This window comes from Streptomyces longispororuber (assembly GCF_014656095.1).
In the GTDB taxonomy this organism is placed as follows: domain Bacteria; phylum Actinomycetota; class Actinomycetes; order Streptomycetales; family Streptomycetaceae; genus Streptomyces; species Streptomyces longispororuber.
Window position 1 is genome coordinate 1 of record NZ_BNBT01000043.1, and the last position, 23631, is coordinate 23631.

General features: G+C 73.6%; 24 protein-coding genes, 1 tRNA gene and 1 riboswitch. Of the genes, 17 read left to right on the forward strand and 8 right to left on the reverse strand.

Annotated elements, in window-relative coordinates; genetic code table 11:
* The first annotated feature begins 302 nt into the window (after positions 1 to 302).
* The 10 genes from IE330_RS15955 to IE330_RS16000 all read left to right on the forward strand — a co-directional run bounded on the left by IE330_RS15955 (position 303) and on the right by IE330_RS16000 (position 9327).
* Positions 303 to 1088 carry a GntR family transcriptional regulator gene (locus IE330_RS15955; RefSeq protein WP_190136675.1) on the forward strand — a complete coding sequence of 262 codons (786 nt, stop codon included), beginning with the start codon at positions 303 to 305 and terminating at the stop codon, positions 1086 to 1088.
* 139 nt (positions 1089 to 1227) lie between these two features.
* A complete protein-coding gene (locus IE330_RS15960) occupies positions 1228 to 2349 on the forward strand; it encodes a TIGR03364 family FAD-dependent oxidoreductase (RefSeq protein ID WP_190136676.1) in 1122 nt (373 codons plus the stop codon).
* Entirely contained in the window at positions 2343 to 3059 is a 717-nt protein-coding gene (locus IE330_RS15965; protein ID WP_190136677.1) for a phosphonatase-like hydrolase, read from the forward strand. Before IE330_RS15960 ends, IE330_RS15965 begins: the two co-directional genes overlap by 7 nt.
* On the forward strand, positions 3056 to 4117 hold the full coding sequence (locus tag IE330_RS15970) for an ABC transporter ATP-binding protein (RefSeq protein WP_190136678.1): 1062 nt from the start codon (positions 3056 to 3058) through the stop codon (positions 4115 to 4117). Before IE330_RS15965 ends, IE330_RS15970 begins: the two co-directional genes overlap by 4 nt.
* 178 nt (positions 4118 to 4295) lie before the next feature.
* On the forward strand, positions 4296 to 5114 hold the full coding sequence (locus IE330_RS15975) for a 2-aminoethylphosphonate ABC transporter permease subunit (protein WP_229925682.1): 819 nt from the start codon (positions 4296 to 4298) through the stop codon (positions 5112 to 5114).
* Positions 5101 to 5898 carry an ABC transporter permease gene (locus IE330_RS15980; RefSeq protein WP_190136679.1) on the forward strand — a complete coding sequence of 266 codons (798 nt, stop codon included), beginning with the start codon at positions 5101 to 5103 and terminating at the stop codon, positions 5896 to 5898. Before IE330_RS15975 ends, IE330_RS15980 begins: the two co-directional genes overlap by 14 nt.
* Before the next feature lie 47 nt (positions 5899 to 5945).
* On the forward strand, positions 5946 to 7013 hold the full coding sequence (locus tag IE330_RS15985; protein WP_190136680.1) for a 2-aminoethylphosphonate ABC transporter substrate-binding protein: 1068 nt from the start codon (positions 5946 to 5948) through the stop codon (positions 7011 to 7013).
* Positions 7014 to 7172: 159 nt separating this feature from the next.
* Positions 7173 to 7952, forward strand: a complete 780-nt coding sequence (locus tag IE330_RS15990) for an HAD-IIA family hydrolase (protein WP_190136681.1) — start codon at positions 7173 to 7175, stop codon at positions 7950 to 7952.
* Positions 7953 to 8092: 140 nt separating this feature from the next.
* Positions 8093 to 8641: a hypothetical protein gene (locus IE330_RS15995; protein WP_190136682.1), complete on the forward strand. Its 549-nt coding sequence runs from the start codon at positions 8093 to 8095 to the stop codon at positions 8639 to 8641.
* A gap of 2 nt (positions 8642 to 8643) precedes the next feature.
* The gene (locus IE330_RS16000; RefSeq protein WP_190136683.1) at positions 8644 to 9327 is read left to right on the forward strand and encodes a class F sortase; all 684 of its coding nucleotides are present in this window, start codon (positions 8644 to 8646) and stop codon (positions 9325 to 9327) included.
* Between the two features lie 66 nt (positions 9328 to 9393).
* On the opposite strand, the gene IE330_RS16005 is transcribed toward IE330_RS16000, so the two are convergent.
* The gene (locus IE330_RS16005) at positions 9394 to 10263 is read right to left on the reverse strand and encodes a CbtA family protein (protein WP_190136684.1); all 870 of its coding nucleotides are present in this window, start codon (positions 10261 to 10263) and stop codon (positions 9394 to 9396) included.
* Positions 10264 to 10280: 17 nt separating this feature from the next.
* The gene (locus tag IE330_RS16010) at positions 10281 to 10508 is read right to left on the reverse strand and encodes a CbtB domain-containing protein (protein ID WP_190136685.1); all 228 of its coding nucleotides are present in this window, start codon (positions 10506 to 10508) and stop codon (positions 10281 to 10283) included.
* Between the two features lie 32 nt (positions 10509 to 10540).
* Positions 10541 to 10679: riboswitch (cobalamin riboswitch) on the reverse strand.
* A 407-nt stretch (positions 10680 to 11086) separates the two neighbouring features.
* Here IE330_RS16010 and IE330_RS16015 point away from each other — a divergent pair.
* The gene (locus IE330_RS16015) at positions 11087 to 12142 is read left to right on the forward strand and encodes a glycoside hydrolase family 6 protein (protein ID WP_190136686.1); all 1056 of its coding nucleotides are present in this window, start codon (positions 11087 to 11089) and stop codon (positions 12140 to 12142) included.
* A gap of 138 nt (positions 12143 to 12280) precedes the next feature.
* Here IE330_RS16015 and glxA read toward each other — a convergent pair whose 3' ends face one another.
* From glxA to IE330_RS16035, 4 genes are all read right to left on the reverse strand, one after another.
* Positions 12281 to 14218 carry a radical copper oxidase GlxA gene (gene glxA / locus IE330_RS16020; protein WP_190136687.1) on the reverse strand — a complete coding sequence of 646 codons (1938 nt, stop codon included), beginning with the start codon at positions 14216 to 14218 and terminating at the stop codon, positions 12281 to 12283.
* Positions 14215 to 16248, reverse strand: coding sequence for a glycosyltransferase family 2 protein (locus IE330_RS16025; protein WP_190136688.1), 2034 nt, complete (start codon positions 16246 to 16248; stop codon positions 14215 to 14217). Before IE330_RS16025 ends, glxA begins: the two co-directional genes overlap by 4 nt.
* 324 nt (positions 16249 to 16572) lie before the next feature.
* A complete protein-coding gene (locus IE330_RS16030) occupies positions 16573 to 17286 on the reverse strand; it encodes a FadR/GntR family transcriptional regulator (protein ID WP_190136689.1) in 714 nt (237 codons plus the stop codon).
* 136 nt (positions 17287 to 17422) lie between these two features.
* Positions 17423 to 17496 (reverse strand) — tRNA-Lys (locus IE330_RS16035).
* 222 nt (positions 17497 to 17718) lie between these two features.
* On the opposite strand from IE330_RS16035, the gene IE330_RS16040 reads away from it, so the two are divergent.
* The gene (locus IE330_RS16040; RefSeq protein WP_190136690.1) at positions 17719 to 18432 is read left to right on the forward strand and encodes a nucleoside/nucleotide kinase family protein; all 714 of its coding nucleotides are present in this window, start codon (positions 17719 to 17721) and stop codon (positions 18430 to 18432) included.
* An 82-nt stretch (positions 18433 to 18514) separates the two neighbouring features.
* Here the strand turns inward: IE330_RS16040 and IE330_RS16045 are convergent, their stop codons facing one another.
* Positions 18515 to 18673, reverse strand: a complete 159-nt coding sequence (locus IE330_RS16045; RefSeq protein ID WP_190136691.1) for a hypothetical protein — start codon at positions 18671 to 18673, stop codon at positions 18515 to 18517.
* Here IE330_RS16045 and IE330_RS16050 point away from each other — a divergent pair.
* From IE330_RS16050 to IE330_RS16070, 5 genes are all read left to right on the forward strand, one after another.
* Positions 18672 to 19271, forward strand: coding sequence for a lytic polysaccharide monooxygenase auxiliary activity family 9 protein (locus IE330_RS16050; RefSeq protein WP_190136692.1), 600 nt, complete (start codon positions 18672 to 18674; stop codon positions 19269 to 19271). The genes IE330_RS16045 and IE330_RS16050 overlap by 2 nt on opposite strands.
* A 93-nt stretch (positions 19272 to 19364) precedes the next feature.
* The gene (locus IE330_RS16055; RefSeq protein WP_190136693.1) at positions 19365 to 19928 is read left to right on the forward strand and encodes a DUF3592 domain-containing protein; all 564 of its coding nucleotides are present in this window, start codon (positions 19365 to 19367) and stop codon (positions 19926 to 19928) included.
* A 57-nt stretch (positions 19929 to 19985) separates the two neighbouring features.
* A complete protein-coding gene (locus tag IE330_RS16060; protein ID WP_190136694.1) occupies positions 19986 to 21278 on the forward strand; it encodes a sensor histidine kinase in 1293 nt (430 codons plus the stop codon).
* Positions 21254 to 21910 carry a response regulator gene (locus IE330_RS16065; RefSeq protein ID WP_190136695.1) on the forward strand — a complete coding sequence of 219 codons (657 nt, stop codon included), beginning with the start codon at positions 21254 to 21256 and terminating at the stop codon, positions 21908 to 21910. The genes IE330_RS16060 and IE330_RS16065 overlap by 25 nt, the downstream gene beginning before the upstream one ends.
* 223 nt (positions 21911 to 22133) lie before the next feature.
* Positions 22134 to 22439 (forward strand): hypothetical protein, encoded by a 306-nt coding sequence (locus IE330_RS16070; protein WP_190136696.1) that lies wholly within the window; start codon positions 22134 to 22136, stop codon positions 22437 to 22439.
* Between the two features lie 96 nt (positions 22440 to 22535).
* Here the strand turns inward: IE330_RS16070 and IE330_RS16075 are convergent, their stop codons facing one another.
* Complete coding sequence (locus tag IE330_RS16075; protein WP_190136697.1) at positions 22536 to 23519, reverse strand: endo alpha-1,4 polygalactosaminidase; 984 nt, start codon at positions 23517 to 23519, stop codon at positions 22536 to 22538.
* Positions 23520 to 23631 lie beyond the last annotated feature (112 nt).

Consider the following 23631-nt stretch of genomic DNA (forward strand, 5'->3'; position numbering starts at 1 on the left):
CGCGGGGCCCACGCCGGACGGCGGCGCGGGCCCGGCCCTCCCAGCTCGGCCGCCCTCCCGGCTCGGCCGCCCTCCCGGCTCAGCCCCCCGGCTCGGTCTCCCTCCCGGCTCGGCCCCCTCGCCGCCCTCGGCCTCCAGGCCCGCCCCCGGCCCCATGGCCTCGTCCTCACCGCACCCGCCGGACAAGGCCGTTGACCACCAGTCCCACCCGGCCCACGCGCCCCCACGCGTCGCGACCCGTGTCCGTCCCGCGTCCCGTCCCGCGTCCCGCCCCGCCGTCCGGCCGTGCGACGATCCCCCTCGTGGACCACCAGGAGAACACCGCCGCCGCCCCGGCCCACCTGCGGAACCAGGTGCCCGGCGCCCCCGTTCGCTCCGGCATCCCCGAGCACGGCCGCATCCCCAAGTACTACGCCGTCAAGGCCCGTATCGCCGAACTCGTCGAGGAGTTGGGCGTCGGCCGGGCGCTGCCCACCGAGCGGGACCTCGCCGAGCGGTACGAGGTGGCGCGCGAGACCGTGCGCCAGGCGCTGCGCGAGCTGCTGCTCGAAGGCAGGCTGCGCCGGCAGGGGCGCGGCACGGTCGTCGCCGGGCCCAAACTGGAGCAGCCGCTGTCCCTCGCGAGCTACACCGAGGGCGTGCGCCGGCAGGGCCGCACCCCCGGCCGTACCCTCATCTCGCTCGACCGCTTCCCCTGCCCGGACGCCCTGGCCGACGCCATCGGGGCAGCGCCCGGCGAACCGGCCTGGCACATGGAGCGCGTGCTGCTCGCCGACGACGAGCGGGTGGGCCTGGAGAGCACGTACGTCTCCGTGGCGCGGGTGCCGCGCCTCGACACGGACTTCGACCCCGACTCGTCCTTCTACGCGTATCTGCGCGACCGTCTGGGCATCGCCTTCGGCGACGCGGACGAGCGGATCGAGACCGTGCTGGCCACCCCGCGCGAGGCCCTGCTCATCGGGACGCCGCCCGCCCTGCCGATGCTGCTGCTGCACCGGATGTCGCGCGACACCGAGGGCCGGCCCCTGGAGCGGGTGCGGACGCTGTACCGGGGTGACCGCTTCTCGTTCACCACGCATCTCGGCTGAAATCACTGCCTTCCGGGCACCGGAGACCCCGATTCGGTCACGAGAACATAACGGGTCTAGTCCAAGCTTGCGCGGCCGTTCACGCTTTGGTTGCCGCCCGGCCGCCGCCGGGTCACCCGCCGAAAGGAGCGTTGCCGCCGTGAGAGTCATCGTCGTAGGAGCAGGCGTGGTGGGCACCATGCACGCCTGGCACGCAGTGGAGCGCGGCCACGAGGTCGTACAGATCGAGCGCGAGAGCGAGGCCCGGGGGGCCTCGCTGCGCAACTTCGGACAGATATGGGTCAGCGGCCGCGCCGCCGGCGCCGAGCTGGACACCGCGCTGCGCGCCCGCGCGCTGTGGGAGGAGATCGGCGCCCGCGTCCCGGGCCTCGGCTTCCGCGCCAACGGCTCCCTGACCCTGGTGCGCACCGAGCGGGAGCGCGCCGTCGCCGAGGCCGCGTGCGCCCGCCCCGACGCCGCGGCCCGCGGCTACAAGCTGCTCGCCGCCGAGGAGGCCCGCGCGGTCAACCCGGCGCTGCGCGGCGCGTTCACCGCCGCCCTGTGGTGCGAGCGGGACGCCGCCGTCGAGCCGCGCACCGCCCAGCTCCGGCTGCGCGAGGAGCTGCTCAGGTCCCCGCGCTACACCTTCCTGCCCGGCCGCGAGGTCCGTGACGTCGTCGGGCCCGCCGCCGTGCGCGACGACCACGGCGACGTGCACTCCGGCGACGCGGTCGTGCTGTGCACCGGCGCCTGGCTCGGCGGCCTCGTGCGGGAACTGGCCCCCGAGCTGCCGGTGCGCCGCGTACGCCTCCAGATGATGCAGACCGACCCGCTGGGCGAGCCGCTCACCACCTCCGTCGCCGACGCCGACAGCTTCCGCTACTACCCGGCGTACCGGTCGCCGGAGCTGGACGCGCTCAACGCCGGGCAGGCGCAGACCCCGACCGCCGCCGCGCACAGGATGCAGCTCCTCATGGTGCAGCGCGCGGACGGCGGCCTGACCATCGGCGACACCCACGAGTACGAGCACCCCTTCGCCTTCGACACCGTCGAGGACCCCTACGACCACCTCACCGAGGTCGTCGAGGGCTTCCTCGGGCGCCCGCTGCCGAAGGTCCGCCGCCGCTGGGCGGGCGTGTACGCGCAGTGCGTCGACACCAGCCGGGTCGTGCACCGCGAGCGGGTGCGCGACGGGGTGTGGCTGGTCACCGGGCCCGGCGGGCGCGGCATGACGTGCTCGCCCGCGATCGCCGAGGACACCGCCGACGAGCTGGGATGGTGAGGGAATTGACCACGCACACGCACACGCACGTCAAGCTGGCCGTGCTCGACATGGCCGGGACCACCGTCGCCGACGGCGGCCTGGTCGAGCGGGCCTTCGCCGCGGCCGCCCGGGAGCTGGGCGTCGAGCCCGGCTCCGCGGACCACGCCGCGCAGCTCGACCACGTCCGCGCCACCATGGGCGAGTCCAAGATCTCCGTCTTCCGGCACCTCTTCGGCACCGAGGACCGCGCCCGGCGGGCCAACGCCGCCTTCGAGAAGGCGTACGGGGAACTCGTCGACGGCGGGCTCGTCGCCCCGGTCGACGGCGCCCGCGAGGCCATCGAGGAGCTCCGGGCCGACGGCCGCACGGTCGTCCTGACCACCGGCTTCGCCCGCGTCACCCAGGACGCCATCCTGGCCGCCCTCGGCTGGCGGGACCTGGCCGACCTCACCCTGTGCCCCGCCGACGCGGGCGGGCGCGGTCGCCCCCACCCCGACATGGTGCTCGCCGCGTTCCTGCGCACCGGCGCCGCCGACTCCGTCCGCGAGGTCGCCGTCGCCGGGGACACCGCGTACGACATGCGCAGCGGGGTCCGGGCCGGCGCCGGGGTCGTCGCGGGCGTCCTCACCGGGGCGCACGACCGCACAGCGCTGACGGACGCCGGGGCCACGCACGTGCTGCCGTCGGTCGCGGACCTGCCCGCCCTGCTCCGGGACGCGACGGCATGAACAGCGGCATCCGGTTCGACTCCGTGACGGTCACCTACGGCGGGCACGACGGGCACACCGCCCTCGACGCCCTCGACCTGACCGTCGAGCCCGGCGAGGTCATGGCGCTGCTCGGGCCCTCCGGCTCCGGCAAGACCACCGCGCTGCGGGCCGTCGCGGGCTTCGTGCGGCCCGCGTCGGGGCGGGTGTTCATCGGCGACCGGGACGTGACCGCGCTGCCGCCGCACCGGCGCGGCATCGGCATGGTCGTCCAGCAGTACGCCCTCTTCCCGCACCTGCGGGTCGACGAGAACGTGGCGTTCGGCCTGAAGGCGCAGAAGGTCCCCAAGGCCGATGTCCCGGGACGCGTCGCCGACGCCCTGGAGCTGGTCGGCATGGGCGCGTACGCCAAGCGGTACCCGCGCGAGCTGTCCGGCGGGCAGCAGCAGCGCGTCGCCATCGCGCGCGCCCTCGCCATCCGGCCCGGCGTGCTCCTCCTGGACGAACCGCTGTCCGCGCTCGACGCGCAGCTCCGCTCCGGGATGCTCGCCGAACTCGCCCGCCTCCACCGGGAGCTGCCCGACGTCTCCATCCTGTACGTCACCCACGACCAGGTCGAGGCGCTCACCCTGGCCGACCGGATCGCCGTCATGGACCGGGCGCGGCTCCAGGACTGCGGGACCCCGCAGGAGTTGTACCGCAGGCCGCGCACGGAGTTCACGGCCTCGTTCGTGGGCAACGCGAACCTGCTGCCGGTGGCCGTGGGCGAGGGGAGCGTCTCCCTCGGCGGGGCCGAGCTGAAGGTCGCCACCGACGGGGTGGCGGCCGGGGCCGCGGCCACGCTGTGCGTCCGGCCGCACCTGGTGGGGCTCGGGCCGGGGCCCAACGCCCTGACCGGGCGCGTCACGGAGGTGCAGTGGCGGGGGGCCACGCATCGGCTGTTCGTGGAGGTGGGCGGGCAGGTGGTGAAGGCGGACGTCCGGGAGCTGCGGCAGCCTCCCCTGCTGGGGGAGGAGGTCGTGCTGCACTTCGCTCCGGAGGACGGGGTGCTGCTCGCCGCGGGGGTGCGGGGTGGGTGACCTTACGCCTGGCCTGGTGAAACGCGAGGCGGCACCTGGGGCTGTGCCCACCCGTCCCCAAGCTCTCGGCTCCGCTCGAGCAGGGGAGACCCCAATCGCCCAGCGGGACGACTGCCCACAGCGGGAACGTCGGGAACAGCGGGACGGTGGCCGTCGCTCCGAGCGCCGTCGGTGTCACGTGCCCGCCTTCGTCTGGGCGTTGCCGCCCCTCGCTCTGCTCGGGCTCGTCTTCCTCTATCCGCTCGCCCTCGTCGTGCAGCAGTCCGTGCGGCCCGACTCCGGGGGGACCTCGCTTCAGCCGTACGCCGACGTGTTCGGGTCCGCGGCCTTCCGGGACGCGCTCGGGACCACCGTGTGGCTGGCCGTGGGGGCGACCGTCGGGTGCCTGGTGCTCGGGTTCACGCTCGCGCTGGTCATCGCGTTCGTGCCGTTCCCCGGCGGCAAGGCCGTGGCCCGGTTCATCGACGTCTTCCTGTCCTTCCCGTCCTTCCTGGTCACGCTCGCCCTGCTGTTCGTCTACGGCACCAAGGGCATGGCCAACGGCCTGTGGACGGACGCGACCGGGAGCACGGGCGACGGGCCCTTCCAGTTCCTGACCACGCCGTGGGGCGTGCTGCTCGCCGAGATCACGTACTTCACGCCGTTCGTGATGCGGCCGCTGCTCGCCGCCTTCTCGCAGCTCGACACCGCCCAGCTCGAAGTGGCCTCCAGCCTCGGCGCGCGGCCCGCGCGGATCGTGCGGCGCGTGATCCTGCCGGAGGCGCTGCCCGCGCTCGCGGCGGGCGGCAGCCTCGTCCTGGTGATGTGCCTGAACGAGTTCGGCATCGTCCTGTTCACCGGCGCCAAGGGCGTGACCACGCTGCCGACGCTCGTCTACGGCAAGGCCATGCTCGAGTCCGACTACCCGGCGGCGTGCGTCGTCGCCGTCGTCAACATCGCGATCTCCGTGGGCCTGTACGGCCTGTACCGGGTGGTGAGCCGTCGTGCTGGTGCATAGCCGCAAGGGCAGGTGGGCGCTGTGGGCGGTGTTCGCCGTCCTGTTCCTGCCGGTCTTCGCTTTGCCGCTCGCCGTCATCGTCATGGCGTCGTTCGCCGGACACTGGTCGGGGGCCTTCCCGTCCGCGTTCACCGGCGAGCACTACGAGGCGGCCACCCGGGGCGAGTCCCTGGACGCCCTGACCACCAGCCTGCTCACGGCGCTCGGCGCGAGCCTGATCGCGCTCGCCGCGGGCACCTGGGCGGCGCTCGCCGCATCCCGGCTCGGCAAGGGCGGCAGGCGGGTCGTCGACGCGCTGTTCATGCTGCCCGTCGCCGTGCCGTCGGTGGTCGTCGGGCTCGCGCTGCTCGTCGCCTTCAGCAAGCCGCCGGTGATCCTCAACGGCACGTCCACCCTCGTCGTCCTCGCGCACGCCGTCCTCGTCACGGCCTTCGCCTACCAGTCCGTCTCCGCCGCCGTCCGCCGCCTCGACCCGGCGTACGAGCAGGCCGCCGCCTCCCTCGGCGCCCGGCCCGCGTACGTCCTGTGGCGGGTGAAGCTGCCCCTGCTGCTTCCGTCCCTGACGGCGGCGGCCGGGCTGTGCTTCGCCCTGTCCATGGGGGAGCTGAGCGCCACGGTGATGCTCTACCCGCCGGACTGGACCCCGCTGCCCGTGCGGATCTACGCCGCCACCGACCGGGGCGCCGCCTTCACCGGGGCCGCCCTCGCCGTGGTCCTCATGGCGGCGACGCTGCTCGTCCTGTTCGCCGTCTCCCGCGTCCGCACCAGGGCCTCGTACCGCTGAACGCCCGTCCCCTTCCCGCTGGTTGTCCGTAAGGAGTACGACACGTCATGTCCCGCCACGTCCCCGTCCGGGCGCTCGCCGCCCTCGGCGGCTGCGCCCTGCTCGCCACCTCGCTCACCGCCTGCGGCGGCTCCGCCGACCCCGACGCCAAGGTCGTCACCGTCTACAGCGCCGACGGCCTCAAGGGCGAGAACGGCGACGGCTGGTACGACACGGTCTTCAAGGACTTCGAGAAGAAGACCGGCATCGAGGTCAAGTACGTGGAGGGCGGCTCCGGCGAGATGGTGCAGCGCGCCGTCCGCGAGAAGTCCAACACGCAGGCCGACGTCCTCGTCACGCTGCCGCCGTTCATCCAGCAGGCCGACGAGAAGGGTCTCCTCGCGGCCTACGAGCCGGAGGGCTCCGCGCAGGTCGACGGCGCGAACAAGGCCCCCGACGGCAAGTGGACCGCCGTCGTCAACAACTACTTCGGGTTCATCTACAACAAGAAGGAGCTGGCGGGCGCCAAGGCCCCCAAGACCTGGGACGAGCTGACCGGCGGCGCGTACAGGAACAAGCTCCAGTACTCCACGCCCGGTGTCGCGGGTGACGGCACGGCCGTGCTCATCAAGGCCATGCACGACTTCGGCGGCAAGGAGCCCGCCATGACGTACCTGGGGAAGCTCCAGGCGAACAACGTCGGTCCGTCCGCCTCCACCGGCAAGCTCGCGCCCAAGGTCGACAAGGGCGAGCTCCTCGTGGCCAACGGCGACGTCCAGATGAACTACGCCCAGTCCAAGGACATGCCGAACCTCGGCATCTGGTTCCCGGCGAAGCGGGGCAAGAAGCCCACCACCTTCGCGCTGCCGTACGCCGCGGGCCTGGTGAACAAGGCCCCGCACGAGGCCAACGCCAAGAAGTTCCTCGACTACCTGCTCAGCCGGCAGGCGCAGCGCCAGGTCAGCGAGATCGGCGGCGGCTTCGCGGCCCGCAAGGACGTCAAGGCCACCGACGCGAACGCGATCGCCCTGGACAAGCTCATGGACGGCGTGGAGGTTTTCGAGCCGGACTGGGCCGACATCTCCGAGAACCTCACCGCCTACGTGGACGACTGGAAGTCCGCCACCGGGAGCTGACCCGCGCGCCCGCCGCTCTCCCGGTACCGGAGCCCCGGTGATCGGCGGGGTCCCGGGCGCGCCGCCCGTGACTAGGCTGGGGGCGTCGGCACAGCGTCGTTCCGGCGCCCCACCAGCCGCTTGCTTCACGGCAGACCGCAGACCGCAGGAGTGCACCGCATGGCAGAGCGCAAGCCCATCGAATCGTGGCTCACCGACATGGACGGCGTGCTCATCCACGAAGGCGTGCCGATCCCGGGCGCCGACGCCTTCATCAAGAAGCTCCGGGACTCCGGCCGGCCCTTCCTCGTGCTCACCAACAACTCCATCTACACCGCGCGCGACCTCCAGGCCCGCCTCACGCGCATGGGCCTGGAGGTGCCGGTCGCGAACATCTGGACGTCCGCGCTCGCCACCGCCCAGTTCCTCGACGACCAGCGGCCGGGCGGCACGGCGTACGTGATCGGCGAGGCGGGCCTGACCACCGCCCTGCACGACATCGGGTACGTGCTCACCGACCACGCGCCGGACTACGTGGTGCTCGGCGAGACCCGGACCTACTCCTTCGAGGCCATGACGAAGGCCGTGCGGCTCATCAACGACGGCGCCCGGTTCATCTGCACCAACCCCGACGAGACCGGCCCGTCCACGGAGGGGCCGCTGCCCGCGACGGGCGCCGTGGCCGCGCTCATCACCAAGGCGACCGGCAAGCAGCCGTACTTCGCGGGCAAGCCCAACCCCCTGATGATGCGGACCGGGCTCAACGCCATCGGGGCGCACTCCGAGACCAGCGCGATGATCGGCGACCGGATGGACACGGACGTCCTCGCCGGTCTGGAGGCGGGCATGGAGACGTTCCTGGTGCTGACCGGCCTGACGACCCGCGCCGACATCGACAAGTACCCTTACCGGCCGTCCACGGTCGTCGACTCGATCGCCGACCTCGTCGACCGGATCTGAAACCTGCCCCGCCGCCCCGGCCCACCGCCCTGACCTGCGGCGTCCGTCGCCGGGCCCGGGCCGGGCCGGGCACCGTACGGGCGCCCACGGGATGCGGAACGCCGCCTCACGCGTGAATCTGCTGGTACAGGAGGTTCACCATGCGTATATGTTCGCTTGCCGTGCGTGGCGCGGGGGCCCTGGTCCTCGCGGGCGCGCTCGCGGGGGTGCCGGGCGGGGCCGTCGCGCATGACCAGTCGCAGGTCAGGGCGCAGGTGTCACCGGGAACCGCCGCACCGGGCGGGCAGGTCGAGGTGCGGGTCTCGGGGTGCCGGGGCACGACCGGGTCGGCGGGGTCCGGCGCGTTCACGAAGGACGCCGAGCTGACCGGCAGCGGCAGCGGGAAGACGCTGTCCGGCTCCGCCCGCGTCAAGGCGGGGCTCACGGGCACCTACGAGATCACGGTGATCTGCGACGGGCACCCGCACCAGGGCGTCGGCACCGTCCAGGTCGGCGGCGGCCAGGACGGGGCGACCCCGCAGGCACCCGTACGGGCCGGGGGCGGCGGCACCGCGCACCTGCGGCCCACGGCCGCGGTCGCCGAGGAGACCGGGCCCGGCACGCGGCACGCGGTCGTCGGCCTGGTGCTCGCGGGGGCCGCCGCCGTCGCCGTGGCCCTCCGCAGCGTCCGCCGGCACCGCGCGGACTGACCATGAGCGGGCCCGAGCCCGGCGGCGACAGGGGCACGCACGGCACGAGCCGTCTCGTCATGGGACTGGCGTGGGCCGTGCTGCTGGTGGGCCTGTGGCTGTGGGGCAACGAGATCACCGATGTGCGCGGCGGCCTGTCCGACCCCACCACCGGCGACGTCGCCGCCGTCGGCCGCCCCGCCGGGGTCGAGCTGCCCGCCCCGCCCGAGCCGTGGCCCGCCGCCCGGCTCCTGCGCGTGGACGTGCCCGCGCTCGGCGTGCGGGCCCCGGTGGTGGCGCGCGGCCTGGACGCGGACGGCGCCATAGACCCGCCGCCGTACGCGCGGCCGGGGGCCGTCGGCTGGTACGGCGGCGGGGTGCGGCCCGGGGCCGCCGGGGTCGCGCTGTTCGTCGGCCACGTGGACACCGAGAGCACGCCCGCCGTCTTCTACCACCTCAGCGCGGTCCGCCCCGGCCAGCAGGTGGGCGTGGTGCGCGACGACGGGTCGGTCGCCGAGTTCACGGTGGACGACGTACGGGTGATCAGCAGGGAGGACTTCGACGCCGGGGCGGCGTACGGCCCCCGCGAGCGGGGCCGTGCCGAGATCCGCCTGATCACCTGCGGCGGCAGCTTCGACCGCGCGAGCCGCACGTACTCGGCGAACGTGGTCGTCTCCGCCTATCTCACGGGAGTGGTGGAACCGTAGGTGCTCGCCGACGGCCGGGGCCCGGTGACCGCTTGGCCGGTCGCCGCGCCGCGGCCGCCGGTCGCGTCAGCCCTCCCGGGCGGCCGCGCCGCCGCGGAGGGCACGCAGGCCGAGGCCGCCGAAGACGGCCGCGAACACCGCCCACAGCAGGACGTGCGAGGCGAGCGACAGCACCCGGAAGTCCCACAGCAGCGACGCGTCCACCGGCACCGGGTCCGGGTTGTCCGGCAGCGTCCACAGCAGCGCGAGGACGGCGACCGCCGTGCCCGCCGCCGCCAGTTGCCGCACCGGCTGCGGCCGCACGGCGAGGCGTACGTACACCTGCCACACCAGGAACATGCCGAGCACGCCGATGACGACCGCCGCCAGCCACATCGCCTGGCGGTCGCCCACCGTGCCGGAGTCGCCGACGCCCGGCGGGTTCGCCGGGTAGCGCAGGGCCGGGAAGAGGGAGACCGCGAGGAACGCGGCGGCGGAGAACGCGAGGGCTCTCGGCCAGGGCGCGGCGCGCGGGTCGCGCCGGTGCACCAGCGCGTACGCGACGGCGCACAGCACGCCGATCGCGAGGCCCGCGACGACCAGCGCGACCACCAGGCCCGCGTGCTGGGTGGAGCGGGAGAACAGCTCCTCGTGGTGCTGCACGGCGTTCGCGGCGGCCGCGTCGTCGTGGGCGTGGGCCTGCGAGCGGGCCTCCTCCGCGCGGATCGCCCTGTCCATCAGGGGCTCGGCGAGCAGCAGCGAGAAGAGCCCGGCGGCGAGCCCGCCCAGGCCCCCGGCCGCGAGCCCGCGGCCGAGCAGCGACAGGACGGGGGAGAGCGCGGCCGGGGAAGCCGCGGAAGCCGCGGGATCGGGGCCCGCCGGGGCAGTCGGGGAGAGGTGAGCGGTCGGGGAGGTGGGGGACGGGGAGGAAGAAGCGTGGTGCGGGGACGCGGTCATGGCGGACGCGGCCCCGATCAGTGGCAGGGGGCACCGAAGAGGTGCCGGCCGTCGTGGGCGAACTCGTGGAGGTAGTCACCGGTCGCCGAGACCAGCGAACCGTTGTCCATGAAGACGGCGTACAGGGCGATCAGCGCGAGGATCACGGCCCCCGCCGCCAGCAGCCAGTCGCGGGTCCCGAGGGTCGCGGACCGTATCGCGGCCGTGTCGGTGTGTGAAGCGGTGTGCGCGGGCGCAGCAGACATACCGGGCTCTCCTTCTGGGGTTTCCACGCCCCAAGGCAGGAGGACGACGGGGTCAGTTCCTGACTTCCCCACGCCCACGCGTGAGGTCACAGTGGCGGGACCGTCCCGGAGTCACACCGGGTTCCTGGCGACCGTCGCCTCGACGTATGGACTTGTCGCCCGGAGAGTCGCAGGTGGTCATGGACACTGTCAACCAAAGGCCGCGCCCGGGGCCCGGCGCGCGCGGACGGCGTACGCCCTCCCTGAACGGGCACCACCTGACCCGGTCAACGACCCGCTCCCCCCGGAGTCGCCGACCGGGCCGGTCCTCCCGTCGCGCACGCTCGAGCTGCGGGAGAAACCCGGCGTCGGCGCGGGGAGGCTTCGGATGGTCCATCGGTCGTGGAGTAACTCCGGCCGGGGGCTCGGGCCGTGCCTACGACTCTAGAGCGCGCGACCGCGTCAGCCTAGGGGAGTTTGACGCCAAGAGACCTCTGAGCTAAGGGAGATGACCCCGGGGCCGGTACGTCACGGTCTCGTGGGATTGCCCGGGGTTGTGCCAGGATTGAGCCACGGAACGTGCACCCGAGGGGGAGTGGATGTACCGCAACAACGCAGGTCGCGGGCGGGGTGCCGGGGCCAGGGGGGTGCCGGTGGCGGCGGCGCTCGCGGGGGCCGCGCTGCTGCTCTCGGGGTGCTCGTCCGACGGCGGGGGCGACGGCGACCGGGACGGGGGCGGGGACCGCGCGACCCGCCCGGTGGGGCAACGGCCCGCGGACACCGCCCCGTTCTGGGTCAACCCCGAGGGGCGCGCGGCCCGGCAGGTCGCCGCGTACGAGAAGGACGGCAGGAAGGACGAGGCGGCGCAGATCCGCAAGATCGCCGAGCAGCCCGTCGGCGAGTGGATCGGTCCTGACCGGCCCGAGGGCGAGGCGCGCGGCTTCACCGAGGCCGCCGAGCAGGCCGACCGGGACGCGCTGCTCGTCCTCTACAACATCCCGCACCGCGACTGCGGCCAGTTCTCCCAGGGCGGCGCCGCCGACGGCGCCGCCTACCGCGCGTGGATCGACGGCGTCGCCAAGGGCATCGGCGACCGCCGCGCCACGGTCGTCCTGGAGCCGGACGCCGTCCTGCACATGGTCGACCGGTGCACCCCCGAGCAGTTCCACGAGGAGCGCCACGACCTCCTGCGGGGCGCCGTCGAGACGCTCACCGCGCTGAAGAACACCACGGTCTACCTGGACGCGGGCAACGCGGGCTGGTCACACCCGGACGGCCTGGGCGAGCCGCTGCGGCGCTCCGGCGCCGAGCGGGCCGACGGCTTCGCGGTGAACGTCTCCAACTTCCAGACCACCGAGGCCAGCGAGGCGTACGGCAAGAAGCTGTCGGCCGAGCTCGGCGGCAAGCCGTTCGTCGTCGACACGAGCCGCAACGGCCGCGGGCCCTACACGGGCAAGGGCAAGGACCCCTGGTGCAACCCGCCGGGCCGGGCCCTGGGCGAGGCCCCCACCACCCGGACCGGTGACCCCAAGGTCGCCGCGTACCTCTGGGTCAAGCGGCCCGGCGAGTCCGACGGCACGTGTCGCGGGGGGCCGCGGGCGGGGCAGTGGTGGCCCGAGTACGCCCTCGGGCTGGCCCGCAGGAGTGCCCCGTAAGGGGCGCGGGGAACGGCGCGAGCAGCCACAGCAGACCCGCAGACGCGTCTGCGGCCTGTCGCGCGCCGAGCGCGCAGTTCCCCGCGCCCCTGAGGGCACTGATCTCACGGCACCCGCGCCCCTTAGGGGGCACCGATCTCACGGCACCCGCACCCAGCGGGCCTCGCTCGGGACGCCTTCGCGATCCGTCACGAAGAGCATGTACCAGCCCGACTCCACCAGGCTGCGATTCTTCGGCACGGTGACCGTGACGCCCGTCGCGGACTTCTTCAGGCCGAGGGCGATCGACGTCTGGTCGATGTCCGTGACGTGGGTGGTGGCGCCGGGCCGGATCAGCCGGGCCGCCCGCACGGAGGCGGCGTCCTTCGTGGGGAACGTGCCGGACGCGCCCCGCTTCAAGGTCGTGGGCCCCGCCCCGAGCGCGGGCCGGTCGCCGCGGTACAGGTAGGGCGGCGTGTAGATCTCCAGGCGCTGCTCGAAGCTGCCCGGCTTCGTGTTCGCCGCGTCCCCGTACAGCGGGTCCGAGCCGAAGAACAGGACGCGGCCGTCGGGCAGCAGGAGTGAGCCCGCGTGGTAGTTGCGGCCCACGTGCGGGTCGGCGACCTCGTCGAAGGTGTTCTCGCGCGGGTCGTACAGGCGCGCCTCGCGGATGTCGGAGCCGCCGCGGCCGCGGTAGTCCTCGGAGCCGCCGGAGACCAGCACGGAGTCGTCGGGCAGGATCGACGTCTGCGGGTAGCGGGTGCCCTTGTCCAGGTCGGGCCCGTCCACGAAGCGCGGGCGGGCCGCCCTCAGGTCGACGACACGGGTCTTCTTCGAGGCCTTCCTGGACTCGCCGACGCCGCCCCCGCCGACCACCAGGTAGCGCTGGTCCTGGGCGGGCGGCAGCTCCACCGTGGCGGAGGTCTCCAGGAGGTGCGGGTCGCTCATGCCGGGGATCTTCCGGAACGTGTTCGTCCGCAGGTTCCAGACACCGGGGTCGCGGCCCACGTCGGCGGGGCCGTAGCCCGCGTTGGAGCCGGAGTAGAAGAGCCTGCCGTCCGCCATCTGGAAGACCGCCGGGTAGGTCGGGAACTGGCGGGCCTTCCTGGTGTACGTCCACTTCTTGGTCCGCGGGTCGTACACCTCGTTCTTGCCCGGGACGAGCTGGCCGATCTCGTCCAGGCCGGACAGGGAGAGCACCCTGCCGTCGGTGAGCGTGGTCAGCGTCGGGTACCAGCGCGCCTCGTTCATCGGGTCGACCTTGACGTACCGCTCGGCGACCGGGTCGAACTCGAAGGCGTCCTTGATGCCCTGGAAGTCCTTCTTGTCGAGGGCGAGCTTCTGCGCGATGCCGTACGTGTTGCGGGCGTCGGCGCCGGTGAGGCCGCGCACGCGGTAGTTGTCCTGCGTACCGGTCTCGTACCGCGCGCCGCTGCGCTGCGCCTCGACGTAGATGCGGCCGAGGCCCGGCTCGTTGCGCAGGAACCTCCCGGTCCGCCGGTCGAAGACCTTCCGCGCGCGCTCGACGACGACCGGGTCCTTCGACACGAAGGTCCGGCCGTTCTTCCTGCCGGTGAACAGGGTGCCCGCGGGCAGTGTGACCGGCGCGTCCGGGTTCTCGTTGTGCACGATCATCAGGCCGCCGGCCTTGGTGACGTCCCCCTTCAGCTTCTCGTACCGCTTGGTGCCGCCCGCGATGAGCAGCCTGCCGTCGGCGAGCTGGGTGTGGCCGGTGCAGAACAGGTCCGTGGGCGTGGGGACCCGCTTGACGGTGTTCTTCTCCGGGTCCCACAGCCGGGTGTCGAACCTCTTGGCGTCGAAGTTCTCCTGGTTGTTCCCCGAGCCCGCCACCAGCAGGACCTTGCCGGTGTGCAGCAGGGACGCGTGGATGGTGTTCTGCCGGTACCCCTCGGGCAGGTCGAACACCTTCCAGTGGCCGTTCTCCGCCTTGTACTCCGGCCGGTTGATCTCGTACTCGTGGTACTTCTCGGAGCCGACCCGCCACAGCCAGGGGCCGTTGAGGCCCGCCAGGACCAGGACCACCGCGGTGCCCAGGGCGATGCGCCGGGCCCGGCGGCGCCGTGCGGGGCCGGTCATGTCTCGTGGCTCCCCGCGGTCTGCATGGTGTCACCCTGCGCGGCGCCCGGGGGCGGCGCAGGGTGCGCGGTCCAGCTCGGCCTGCGCTGCGGCGCGTGCGACGCGGGGCGCGTGAACTGCCGTACGGGCAGGCCCTGCCGGTCCGGTACGGGCCGCGGCTCCGGTGGCGCCGGCGGCTCCGCCTTCTCCCGGTGGGTGCCGTACCACCAGAGGAGGATCGGCGCGGCCGTGAGGAGCAGCGCGAACGTGGCCCACACGACCATGGCCGGGTGCGCGTGGCCGTAGGTGTACGCCGCGGCGACGGAGCCGCCGAAGACCACGATGAAGAACAGGTGGACGCGGAACGTGCCGAACAGCGTGTCCGGGCTCGCCGAGTCGCCCTTGGGCGTCACCACGAACGAGGACTTGCGGCGCAGCACGGCGTCCAGCAGGGAGCGCGCGTAGATCGGCGCCGACAGGGCCGACATCACCATGCCCGCGACGCCGCCGGAGCCCTCGGGCTCGTGCGGCGACACGTTGTGCCGGCGGTTCCAGACGTACAGGCCGATCTGGAGCGCCGAGGCGTTGCCGTACAGCATGAGCCAGATGGTCGGGTCGATGTTCACGCCGGACGCCCCGAGGCCGAGGAACAGGGCGCAGCTCAGCGCGGCGAGGATCCAGTTCAGGGCGGACATCGGGTAGAACACGACCAGCAGCGTGTAGTTGAGGAGCCGTCCCGGGGGCAGCGAGAACGGCGCCTTCCAGAACTGCTTGAGGATGGTCTCGTACGTGCCGCGCGACCAGCGGAGCTGCTGGGTGAAGAAGTCCGTCCAGGCATTGGGCCCCTCGCCCACGGCGAGGACGTCCGGGGTGTAGACCGACTTCCACTTGCGGCCCGTGACCGGGTTGCGGTGCCGGTGGATCTCGAAGCCCGTCGCCATGTCCTCGGTGATCGAGTCGTACAGGCCGCCGATCTGCTTCAGGGCCCGGATGCGGACGGCGTTGCTGGTGCCGACGAACATGGGCGCGCCGTAGGCGTTGCCCGCCCGCTGGATCAGGGCGTGGAAGAGGAACTGCTGGGACTCGGCGGCCTTGGTGACGAACGTGTCGTAGTTGCCGTAGACCTGCGGGCCGATGACGAAGCCGACGTCCGGGTCGCGGAAGAAGCCGAGCATCCGCTCCAGGTAGTTGGGCATCGGCACGTGGTCGGTGTCCACGGAGGCGAAGTAGTCGTAGGCGTCGCCGTGCGCGTCGAGCCAGGCGTTGTAGTTGCCGTGCTTGGTCCTGGCGCGGTGCGGGCCCTTGGGCTGGTTCCACCGCGCGACGCCCTTGCGGGAGAAGTGGTGCACGCCCAGGCGCGCGCAGACCGCCTTGACCTCCGGGTCGTCGCCCTCGTCGAGCAGCCACACGTGCAGCGGCCCGCGGTGGCGCAGCCCGACCGCGGCCTCCAGCGTCCTGGTGACCATCTCGATCGGCTCCTTGCCGGGCACGAACGAGGTGAGGAACGCGACGCGGGTACCGGTCTCGGGCACCACCGGCACGGGGTCGCGGGCGACGAGCGTGGCGTGCGCGTTCGACACGACGTTCATGCAGCGGAAGAACTCGATCAGGCCGATCGAGACGAGCATGACGACGTCGAGCACGGGCAGGAAGGCGTACTCCGGGTGGTCGCGCCGCGTCCAGTGCTCGGGCTGGAGCAGCCAGGCGAGCAGGACGAGGGAGAGCAGCGGGGCGGCGCCGAGCATCAGGGCGGCACGTATCCGGTGCGGCTCCTGGGACAGCAGGGAGCGGTAGCGGACCGTGTAGGGCTCGGCCGGGTCGGGCTGGGTGAGGGGTCCGGCGAGCCTGCTGTAGTGCTCGTAGTCGTAGCGCGGCAGGGACTTCTTGAGGCGTCTCAGGCCGCCCGTGCGCGTGAGCGCGTGCGAGTCGGTGGTCCGGTTGGGCTGGGTGTGCTGGATGTGCTGGGTGTGCTGGGTGTATTGGGTGTGCTGGGTGTGCTGGGTGGTCCGGGTCTCGTCCCCGTTCCGTTCGCCCGACGGCGTCGGCGTCATGAGTCATCCCCCCGCACGCGGCCCCCGCGTGGTCGTCGGTCCGCGCCCGCCCCGGCTGCCCTCGGCCCGCGCGGGCGCATCACGTGGTGGGCCACCCCCGCCGGACAGCGAAGGTGGCCTTCCGGTTGCATGAATGCCCCCGTCGGCATCCGTTCATGAACGCGGGGACCCCCTGTCCCGGCGCTCAGGAGGGCTCTCGTCGCGCGGACGGCGTCCCATCCCCCCGCTGCCCCGTCGCGCGCGCCCCGTGAGAGCCAGGCTCCTGCGAGCCTCACGTCAGGGTTCTATGCGCCCTTGCATGATCGCAAGGGCGAATCAAGCGCCTTACCGGTCATATGTGGGGCGGGGGACCGCTGCCGTGACGGGGGCGTTCAAACGGGTACGAATGTTGCCGAAGTGCTCGCGTATGGCGCGCTCGGCCCGTACGACGTCCGAGGAGCGCACCGCGTCGAGGATCTCGCGGTGCTGCCGGCAGGTGACCCTCGGGTCCTGCGGTACGTCGACGAGGTCGGTGCGGACCTTGTGGAAGGCGTCCCAGAAGGCTTCCAGGACCTCGCCGAGGAGCTGGTTGCCGAGGCAGCGGTAGAGCGTGGCGTGAAACGCGCGGTCGGTCTCGGCGCGCACCTCGCCGCCGGGCCCGGCGGCCTCGGCGTCCATGCGGTCGACGAGGGCGTCGAGCTCGGCCAGGTCGGCGGCCGGCAGGGAGCCCGCGAGGCGCGCGATGAGCCCGGTCTCGACGGCCTCGCGCAGCTCCAGGAGCTGGAGCAGGCTGTCCTCGCCGCGGTAGTGGCCGGCGACGGTGCGGAAGGTGAGGCCCTCGATCATCGGGGCCATCGACATCGGCCCGACGTAGGTGCCGAAGCCGTGGCGGATCTCGACGATGCCCATGGCCTGGAGCGCCTTGAGCGCCTCGCGCACCGAGTTCCGGCTCACGCCGAGGCGCTCCATCAGCTCCGGCTCGGTGGGCAGCACGGAGCCGGAGGGCAGCCGCTGGTCGATGATGAGTTTCTTGATCCGCTCCTGGATGTCCCGCGCCATGGCGCAACCGTAGCGGTCGCCTTTGTCGACAGGGAGACGCCGGCGGGATGCGGGGCGGGGGTTCCGGATGCGGGCGCCGTTCGGGCCGGACACAGCGAAAAGGCCCTCCGTCGGAACGGAGGGCCTTCGCTGTCGGTGCGCCGCCAGGGACTCGAACCCCGGACCCGCTGATTAAGAGTCAGCTGCTCTAACCAACTGAGCTAGCGGCGCCTGCTGACCTGGATAACTCTACCGGACGCCGGAGGGTGCTCCTGACCACCCGGCCGCGCGGAGGGGCGGTGCGCCCAGGCGCGCGGCGGAATGCGACGGCGTGTGACGTGCGTCGCACCGGGAGCGCATGTGTGTGCTGTATGTCAGGAGCTCACGGTCCGTAGCGGGGCTCTGTCCGGGAAAAGGGACGGTGGCGTTCCAAGGGTGGCGTTCCATAGGGGCATGGCCAACGCTGATCACGTACACACGCGGAGCCCCGCCGGTTCCACCGGTCCAGACCGGTCGTCCCCGCCGGACCTGGCGGACCTCGCCGCGGACGCCCGCCGACTGGCCGATGCCGCGCCCGGGCGCGTCCTCCTCGGGCTCGCGGGGCCGCCCGGCGCCGGGAAGTCCACGCTGGCGCGGGCCCTGGTCGCCGAACTCGGCGCGGACGCCGCGTACCTGCCGCTCGACGGCTTCCACCTCTCCAACGCCCAGCTCGAACGGCTCGGCCTCGCCTCCCGCAAGGGCTCCGAGCCGAGCTTCGACGTCCACGGCTACGTGGCCCTGCTGCGCCGGGTCCTGGGCGAGACCGGGCGCGACGTCTACGTACCGGACTACGACCGGACGCTGCACGAGCCGGTCGCCGCGCGGCACGTCGTCGCGCCCGGGGCCCGGCTGGTGCTGACCGAGGGGAACTACCTGGCCTGCGACCTGCCCGGATGGCGGGACGCGCGGGAGCTGATGGCGGCGTGCTGGTACGTGGAGGCGCCCGGCGCGGTGCGCCACGAGCGGCTGGTGGAGCGGCACGCGGCGGGCGGCCGCACCCCGGACGAGGCGCGGGCGTGGGTGGTCGGCAACGACGGCCCGAACGGTGAACTCGTGGAGACCTCGCGGGGACGCTGCGATCGGATCGTCTCCACGATTGGTATGGACATGTTCAAGTACCGGCCATAATCTAGGACTTGGTCTAGACCGCACTTCCCCACAGAGTCAGACACCGCGACCCCCACTCGCGTTCAGTTCCACACGGTGAGCATCACACGTCACACGCGAACCAGCACGTCAGCACGGTCGGCACCGGGCGGCAGCGTCCGGTGCCGTCGAACGGGCCCGCACCACCCGCACCACCCCAAGACAACCGCCGCCGCGCGCACGGCTCATAGAACTCCCCCACGTTCTCCAGGAGCAGCAGCATGCGAAAGAAGATGTCCGCCGCCATGCTCGGGATGGCGACGGTCGGGGCCTTCGTGCTCTCGACCGGCGGCGCCAGCAGCCATGGCTACACCGACCTGCCCGCCAGCCGCCAGATCAACTGCGCCAAGGGCGTGGTGACCGGCTGCGGGTCGATCCAGTACGAGCCGCAGAGCGTCGAGGGCCCCAAGGGCTTCCCGGCGGGCGGCCCGGCCGACGGAAAGATATGTTCCGCGGGCATCGCCGGCTTCAGCTCGCTCGACAAGCCGACGAAGCCCAACGGCGGCGCCTGGCCCACGACGAAGGTGTCGGCCGGCCAGAACTACAGCTTCCGCTGGCAGTTCACCGCGCGCCACCGCACCACCGACTTCCGCTACTACATCACCAAGCCGGGCTGGAACGAGAGCCAGCCCATCACGAGGGCGGCGCTCGACACCCAGCCGTTCCTCACGGTCCCGTACAACAGCCAGCAGCCGCCCGCGACGCTGTCGCACAGCGGCACGATCCCCGGCGGCCGCAGCGGCCACCACGTGATCGTGGCCGTCTGGACGGTCGCGGACACGGCGAACGCGTTCTACGCCTGCTCCGACGTCCAGTTCTGAGGTTCCCCTGAGGATCTGCGGGTCCTCACCGGGTAGGTTCCGCGTACGCCGGCCGTGACCACGACGGCGGACGCGGAACCTCGGGGGAATTCCATGGCCGACCCGCTCCACGTCCTGCCCCGCCTCTTCTTCCTCGCCCTACCGCTCGTCCTGGCCGCCGCCGTCGTCGGCACGGCGGTCGTGGTGGTCAGGCGCTCCGCGGGGCTGCGGCAGGCCTGGCGCAGCGGCCTGAGCGCGCGGGGACGCTGCCTGCGCGCGTACACGACCACGTCCGGTCACGGCGGCACGAACGGCCGGGTGTCCACGACCCTGCACCACGTCTACGAGTTCACCACCCACGACGGCGACGTGATCCGCTTCGACGAGGAGAACGGCCCGTCGACCACCGTCGAGGGCGACGTCGTGACCGTGTACTACGCCGCCGGGCGCCCCGAGCGGGCGACCGCGCACGCGCCCCGCCCGTTCCGCACCACGGCGGGCACCGTCGCAGCCCTCTGCTTCCTGGGCCTCATGCTCGTCGTCATCCTCACCTCCCTGACGGATGCCCTGATCCCCGACGGCTCCCACGACGTGGACGCCCCCGACGTCGAGCAGCCGTGGGGCGACCCCGCCTCCGGCGGCGCGCCGTGGGAGGAGTCCGGCACCGGGATGCCCTAGGACGTGCCACGGGGGCGCGCTCCGGCGTGGCCGGGGTGCCGGTTACCGTGCCGCGTCATGGACCTGCGCGAGAACGCCCCCCGCCCCGGCCCTCCGTGGCCCGGCGCGCTGCGGCGGGCCTGGCGGGGCGGCGCGTACGTCGTCTCGGGGGCCCTCATCGGGATACCCCTGCTGGTGGCCCTGGCCGGCGGCCTCGCCGTGGGGCTCGCGGCCAGCCTCGTCGTCGTGGGCCTGCCACTGCTCGGCCTGCTCGCCCTCGCGGGCGTGCCCGTCGGGGCGCTGGAGCGCCGCCGGACGCGGCTCGTCCACGCGGACCCCGCCCCCACCCCGCACCGCACCCCGGACGCCCCCGGCCTCACGGCCTGGCTGCGGCTGCGCGGGCGCGAGCAGGCGACCTGGCGCGAGCTGGCGTACACCGTCCTGATGGCGGTCGTGCTGTGGCCCCTCGACCTGGCCGTGGCCGCCTGCACCCTGGGGCTACCCCTCCTGCTGGCCCTCGCGCCCGCGCACCTGGCCCTCGCGGGCGGGCCCGGCGGGGGCGGCGTCCGGCCCGCGAAGGTGTGGCTGGTGGACACCTGGCCACAGGCCTGCGGCACGGCCGTCGTCGGCCTGGTCCTGCTGGCCGCCCTGGCGTACCCGCTCACCGCGTACGCCGCCGCGCGCGCCGCCGTCGCCCGGCGGCTGCTCGCCCCGCGCGAGGCCGAGACGGAGGCGCGGCTCGCCGAGGTGACCCGCTCTCGGGCCCGGCTCGTCGCCGCCTTCGAGGCCGAACGCCGCAGGGTGGAGCGGGATCTGCACGACGGGGCGCAGCAGCGGCTCGTCGCCCTGAGCATGGCCCTCGGCCTCGCCCGCCTCGACGCCGGGCCCGGCGGCCCGCTCGCCGAGCGCCTCGCCACCGCCCAGGCCGAGGCCGACGCGGCCCTCGGCGAGCTGCGGGAGCTGATCCACGGCATCCGCCCCCAGGTCCTCGCCGACTACGGCCTCGCCGCCGCCGTCGAGGACGCCGCCGACCGCTCGCCGGTGCCGGTGGACACCGACGCCGAGCTGCCCCGGCTGCCCGAACCGGTCGAGTCCGCCGCGTACTTCGCCGTCCGCGAGGCCCTCGCCAACGTCGCCCGGCACAGCGGCGCCACCCGGGCCGCCGTCCACGCCCGGTACGCGGACGGCGCCCTGCGCGTGCGCGTGAGCGACGACGGGCGCGGCGGCGCCGACCCCGCGCGCGGCACCGGCCTGACCGGGCTCGCCGACCGCCTCGCCGTCCTCGATGGCACACTGACCGTCACCAGCCCGCCCGGCGGCCCCACCGCCCTGACCCTGGAGATCCCGTGCCGTCCCGCCCCTACCGCGTAGTCCTCGCCGAGGACAGCGTGCTGCTGCGCGAGGGCCTGATCGGCGTGCTCGGCCGGTTCGGCCACGAGGTGGTCGCGGCGGTCGGCGACGCGGACGCGCTGCGCGAGGCCGTGACGGCGCACGCGCCCGACGTCGTCGTCACCGACGTGCGGATGCCGCCCGCCTTCCAGGACGAGGGGCTGCGCGCCGCGCTCACCCTGCGCACCCGGCGCCCCGACCTGCCGGTGCTCGTGCTCAGCCAGTACGTACAGCGGTCGTACGCCGCCGAGTTGCTGGACAGCGGCGACGGCGGCGGGGTCGGGTACCTCCTCAAGGACCGGATCGGGCAGGTCGAGCAGTTCGTGGACGCCTTCGCGCGGGTCGCCGCGGGCGGCACCGTCGTCGACCCCGAAGTCGTACGGCAGTTGCTGCGGCGCAGGCGCGACCCGCTGGAGCGGCTGACACCGCGCGAGCGCGAGGTGCTCGCGCTCGTCGCCGAGGGCCGGTCGAACGCCGCGATCGCCGCCGAACTCGTCGTCACCGAGGCGGCCGTCGGCAAGCACATCGGCAACATCCTCGGCAAGCTCGACCTGCCCCCGGCCGAGGGCACGCACCGGCGGGTGCTGGCTGTGCTGGCGTATCTGCGGGGGTGAGTTCCGGGGCCCCGGTCTGCGGGGGTGAGTTTTTCGGAGTCCCGGCCTGCGGGGCGAGTTCCGGGGCCTCGGTCTGCGGGGTGAGTTCCGGAGCCCCTGGGGAGCCGTGCCGCCCGGGCGCCGGGGCGTGCCGCGGTCCCCGGGCCGGTGTGTACTCCCGGTGTTCTCCGTGGCTTTGACGTGTCCGTAGCGACCGCGTACGGATGGACTACGATCGCCCGGCATGAGCGTGTCCGACCCGGCGCCGCCGGACCCCGCCCCGCCGGAGCGGGGGCCCCGCACACCGCGCCAGGCCCGGCGGCTGCGGGTCGTCGCGGCCTCCGCCGGGATGGCGGTGGCGGCCGTCCTGCTCGGGGCCCTGCTCACCAGCAGGTCGTCGGTCCTCGTGGTGGGCGTGTACGGGCTGCTGCTCGTCCTCTGCGGCCTCGTCGTCGAGCTGAGCCGCCGCGGCCGGACCAGGCTCGGCAGCTATCTGCTGGGCTGCGGCCTGGTCGCGGCGGTCGTCATGGACGCCGTGGTGCTGTCCTGACGCCGTCTCCCGGGTGGGGCGGCCGGGGCGGCCGGGGTGGTCAGCAGCGTCGGTAGGCGGCCGGGGGGTCAGCAGCGCCGGTAGGCGGCCGGGGGGTCAGCAGCGCCGGTAGACGTAGCCGTCCTCTCCGGCGGGGCGTACGTCGCGGTCGCGCAGGATGACGGAGAGCTTGCCGTGCCAGCGGCGGCAGGCGGCCTCGTACCCCTTCTTCTCGTACTCGATGTCGAAGACCCTCCCGTCGTACGCCTTCATGTACGGCCCGCACTCGTCGTACGGCCCGCACTCCTCCACGACCGCGAAGTCGAACCCGAGGTCCTTGTCCAGGAACTCCGTGGTGTTCTTCTGGCCGATGGCGAGGCCCCGCTCGTGGGCGCGGCGCGCGAGCAGGCGCGCGAAGGCCTGGCCGTCGGCGGCGTCGAGCTCGCCGTCGGAGCGCGTGTACGAGTCGAGGTTGTCGGGCTCCACGGCGTCGAACCCGGAGCGGGCGCAGCCGTCGATCCAGGGGCCGACGACCTTGAGCAGGGCCTTCCGCTTGGCGGCGGTGGAGATGTCGAAGAGCGGCTCGTTCCAGTCCTCGTCGATGACCAGGTCGCCGTCGGGGTCGCGCAGGAGGAGGTCGGGGTGGGTCTCCTGCCACCACTTCGTGGCGGCACGGCCCGGCTGGGCCTGGAAGGCGTTGACGTAGCAGATGTTGTAGCGGCCGGGGACGGGCTTCGCCGCACGGTCGCGGGAGACGGCCCGGACACCGGCGGGCGGGTCGTAGGCGCCGCCCAGTTGGTAGTCGAACGGGGTGTGGGGGCTGGGCAGGCGAGGGGTGGAGCGGGTCTGGTCGCCGGTTCCGCCGGTCCTCTCCTGGTGGCTCCGGTCGCCGGAGGACGAGCCGTCGCCGCTGCCGGCGCAGCCGGTGAGGAGGGCCGCGGTGAGGGCGAGCGTGATGGCTGGGGCGGTGGTGGTGGCTCTGCCGGTGGTGGTGCGGTGCCGTGGGGTGGTGCGGTGCTGCGGGGTGGTGCGGTGCCGCGGGGTGGCGGGGGTGTGGGTGTGCGGGGTGGCGGGGGTGCCGGGCGGGGGGTTGAGCGACATTTTTGACGGTCCTGTGCTGTGCGGCGGCTGGCTGGGAGCTGACTGCGGGGCTGGTCAGGGGCTGGTCACGGGCGGGCTGGTGCTGACTGTGTTCCGTGTTGATGTGCGCTTT

Bases quoted from the DNA above. Each gene is read 5' to 3' on its own strand.
- IE330_RS16015 (WP_190136686.1), top strand. From the start codon at position 11,087: ATGTACCGCAACAACGCAGGTCGCGGGCGGGGTGCCGGGGCCAGGGGG.
- IE330_RS16060 (WP_190136694.1), top strand. From the start codon at position 19,986: ATGGACCTGCGCGAGAACGCCCCCCGCCCCGGCCCTCCGTGGCCCGGC.
- IE330_RS16055 (WP_190136693.1), top strand. From the start codon at position 19,365: ATGGCCGACCCGCTCCACGTCCTGCCCCGCCTCTTCTTCCTCGCCCTA.
- glxA (WP_190136687.1), bottom strand. From the start codon at position 14,218: ATGACCGGCCCCGCACGGCGCCGCCGGGCCCGGCGCATCGCCCTGGGC.
- IE330_RS15990 (WP_190136681.1), top strand. From the start codon at position 7,173: ATGGCAGAGCGCAAGCCCATCGAATCGTGGCTCACCGACATGGACGGC.
- IE330_RS16005 (WP_190136684.1), bottom strand. From the start codon at position 10,263: ATGACCGCGTCCCCGCACCACGCTTCTTCCTCCCCGTCCCCCACCTCC.
- IE330_RS16045 (WP_190136691.1), bottom strand. From the start codon at position 18,673: ATGCTGCTGCTCCTGGAGAACGTGGGGGAGTTCTATGAGCCGTGCGCG.
- IE330_RS15995 (WP_190136682.1), top strand. From the start codon at position 8,093: ATGCGTATATGTTCGCTTGCCGTGCGTGGCGCGGGGGCCCTGGTCCTC.
- IE330_RS16010 (WP_190136685.1), bottom strand. From the start codon at position 10,508: ATGTCTGCTGCGCCCGCGCACACCGCTTCACACACCGACACGGCCGCG.
- IE330_RS16000 (WP_190136683.1), top strand. From the start codon at position 8,644: ATGAGCGGGCCCGAGCCCGGCGGCGACAGGGGCACGCACGGCACGAGC.
- IE330_RS15970 (WP_190136678.1), top strand. From the start codon at position 3,056: ATGAACAGCGGCATCCGGTTCGACTCCGTGACGGTCACCTACGGCGGG.
- IE330_RS16040 (WP_190136690.1), top strand. From the start codon at position 17,719: ATGGCCAACGCTGATCACGTACACACGCGGAGCCCCGCCGGTTCCACC.
- IE330_RS16025 (WP_190136688.1), bottom strand. From the start codon at position 16,248: ATGACGCCGACGCCGTCGGGCGAACGGAACGGGGACGAGACCCGGACC.
- IE330_RS15985 (WP_190136680.1), top strand. From the start codon at position 5,946: ATGTCCCGCCACGTCCCCGTCCGGGCGCTCGCCGCCCTCGGCGGCTGC.
- IE330_RS16070 (WP_190136696.1), top strand. From the start codon at position 22,134: ATGAGCGTGTCCGACCCGGCGCCGCCGGACCCCGCCCCGCCGGAGCGG.
- IE330_RS16075 (WP_190136697.1), bottom strand. From the start codon at position 23,519: ATGTCGCTCAACCCCCCGCCCGGCACCCCCGCCACCCCGCACACCCAC.
- IE330_RS15965 (WP_190136677.1), top strand. From the start codon at position 2,343: ATGGTGAGGGAATTGACCACGCACACGCACACGCACGTCAAGCTGGCC.
- IE330_RS16030 (WP_190136689.1), bottom strand. From the start codon at position 17,286: ATGGCGCGGGACATCCAGGAGCGGATCAAGAAACTCATCATCGACCAG.
- IE330_RS16050 (WP_190136692.1), top strand. From the start codon at position 18,672: ATGCGAAAGAAGATGTCCGCCGCCATGCTCGGGATGGCGACGGTCGGG.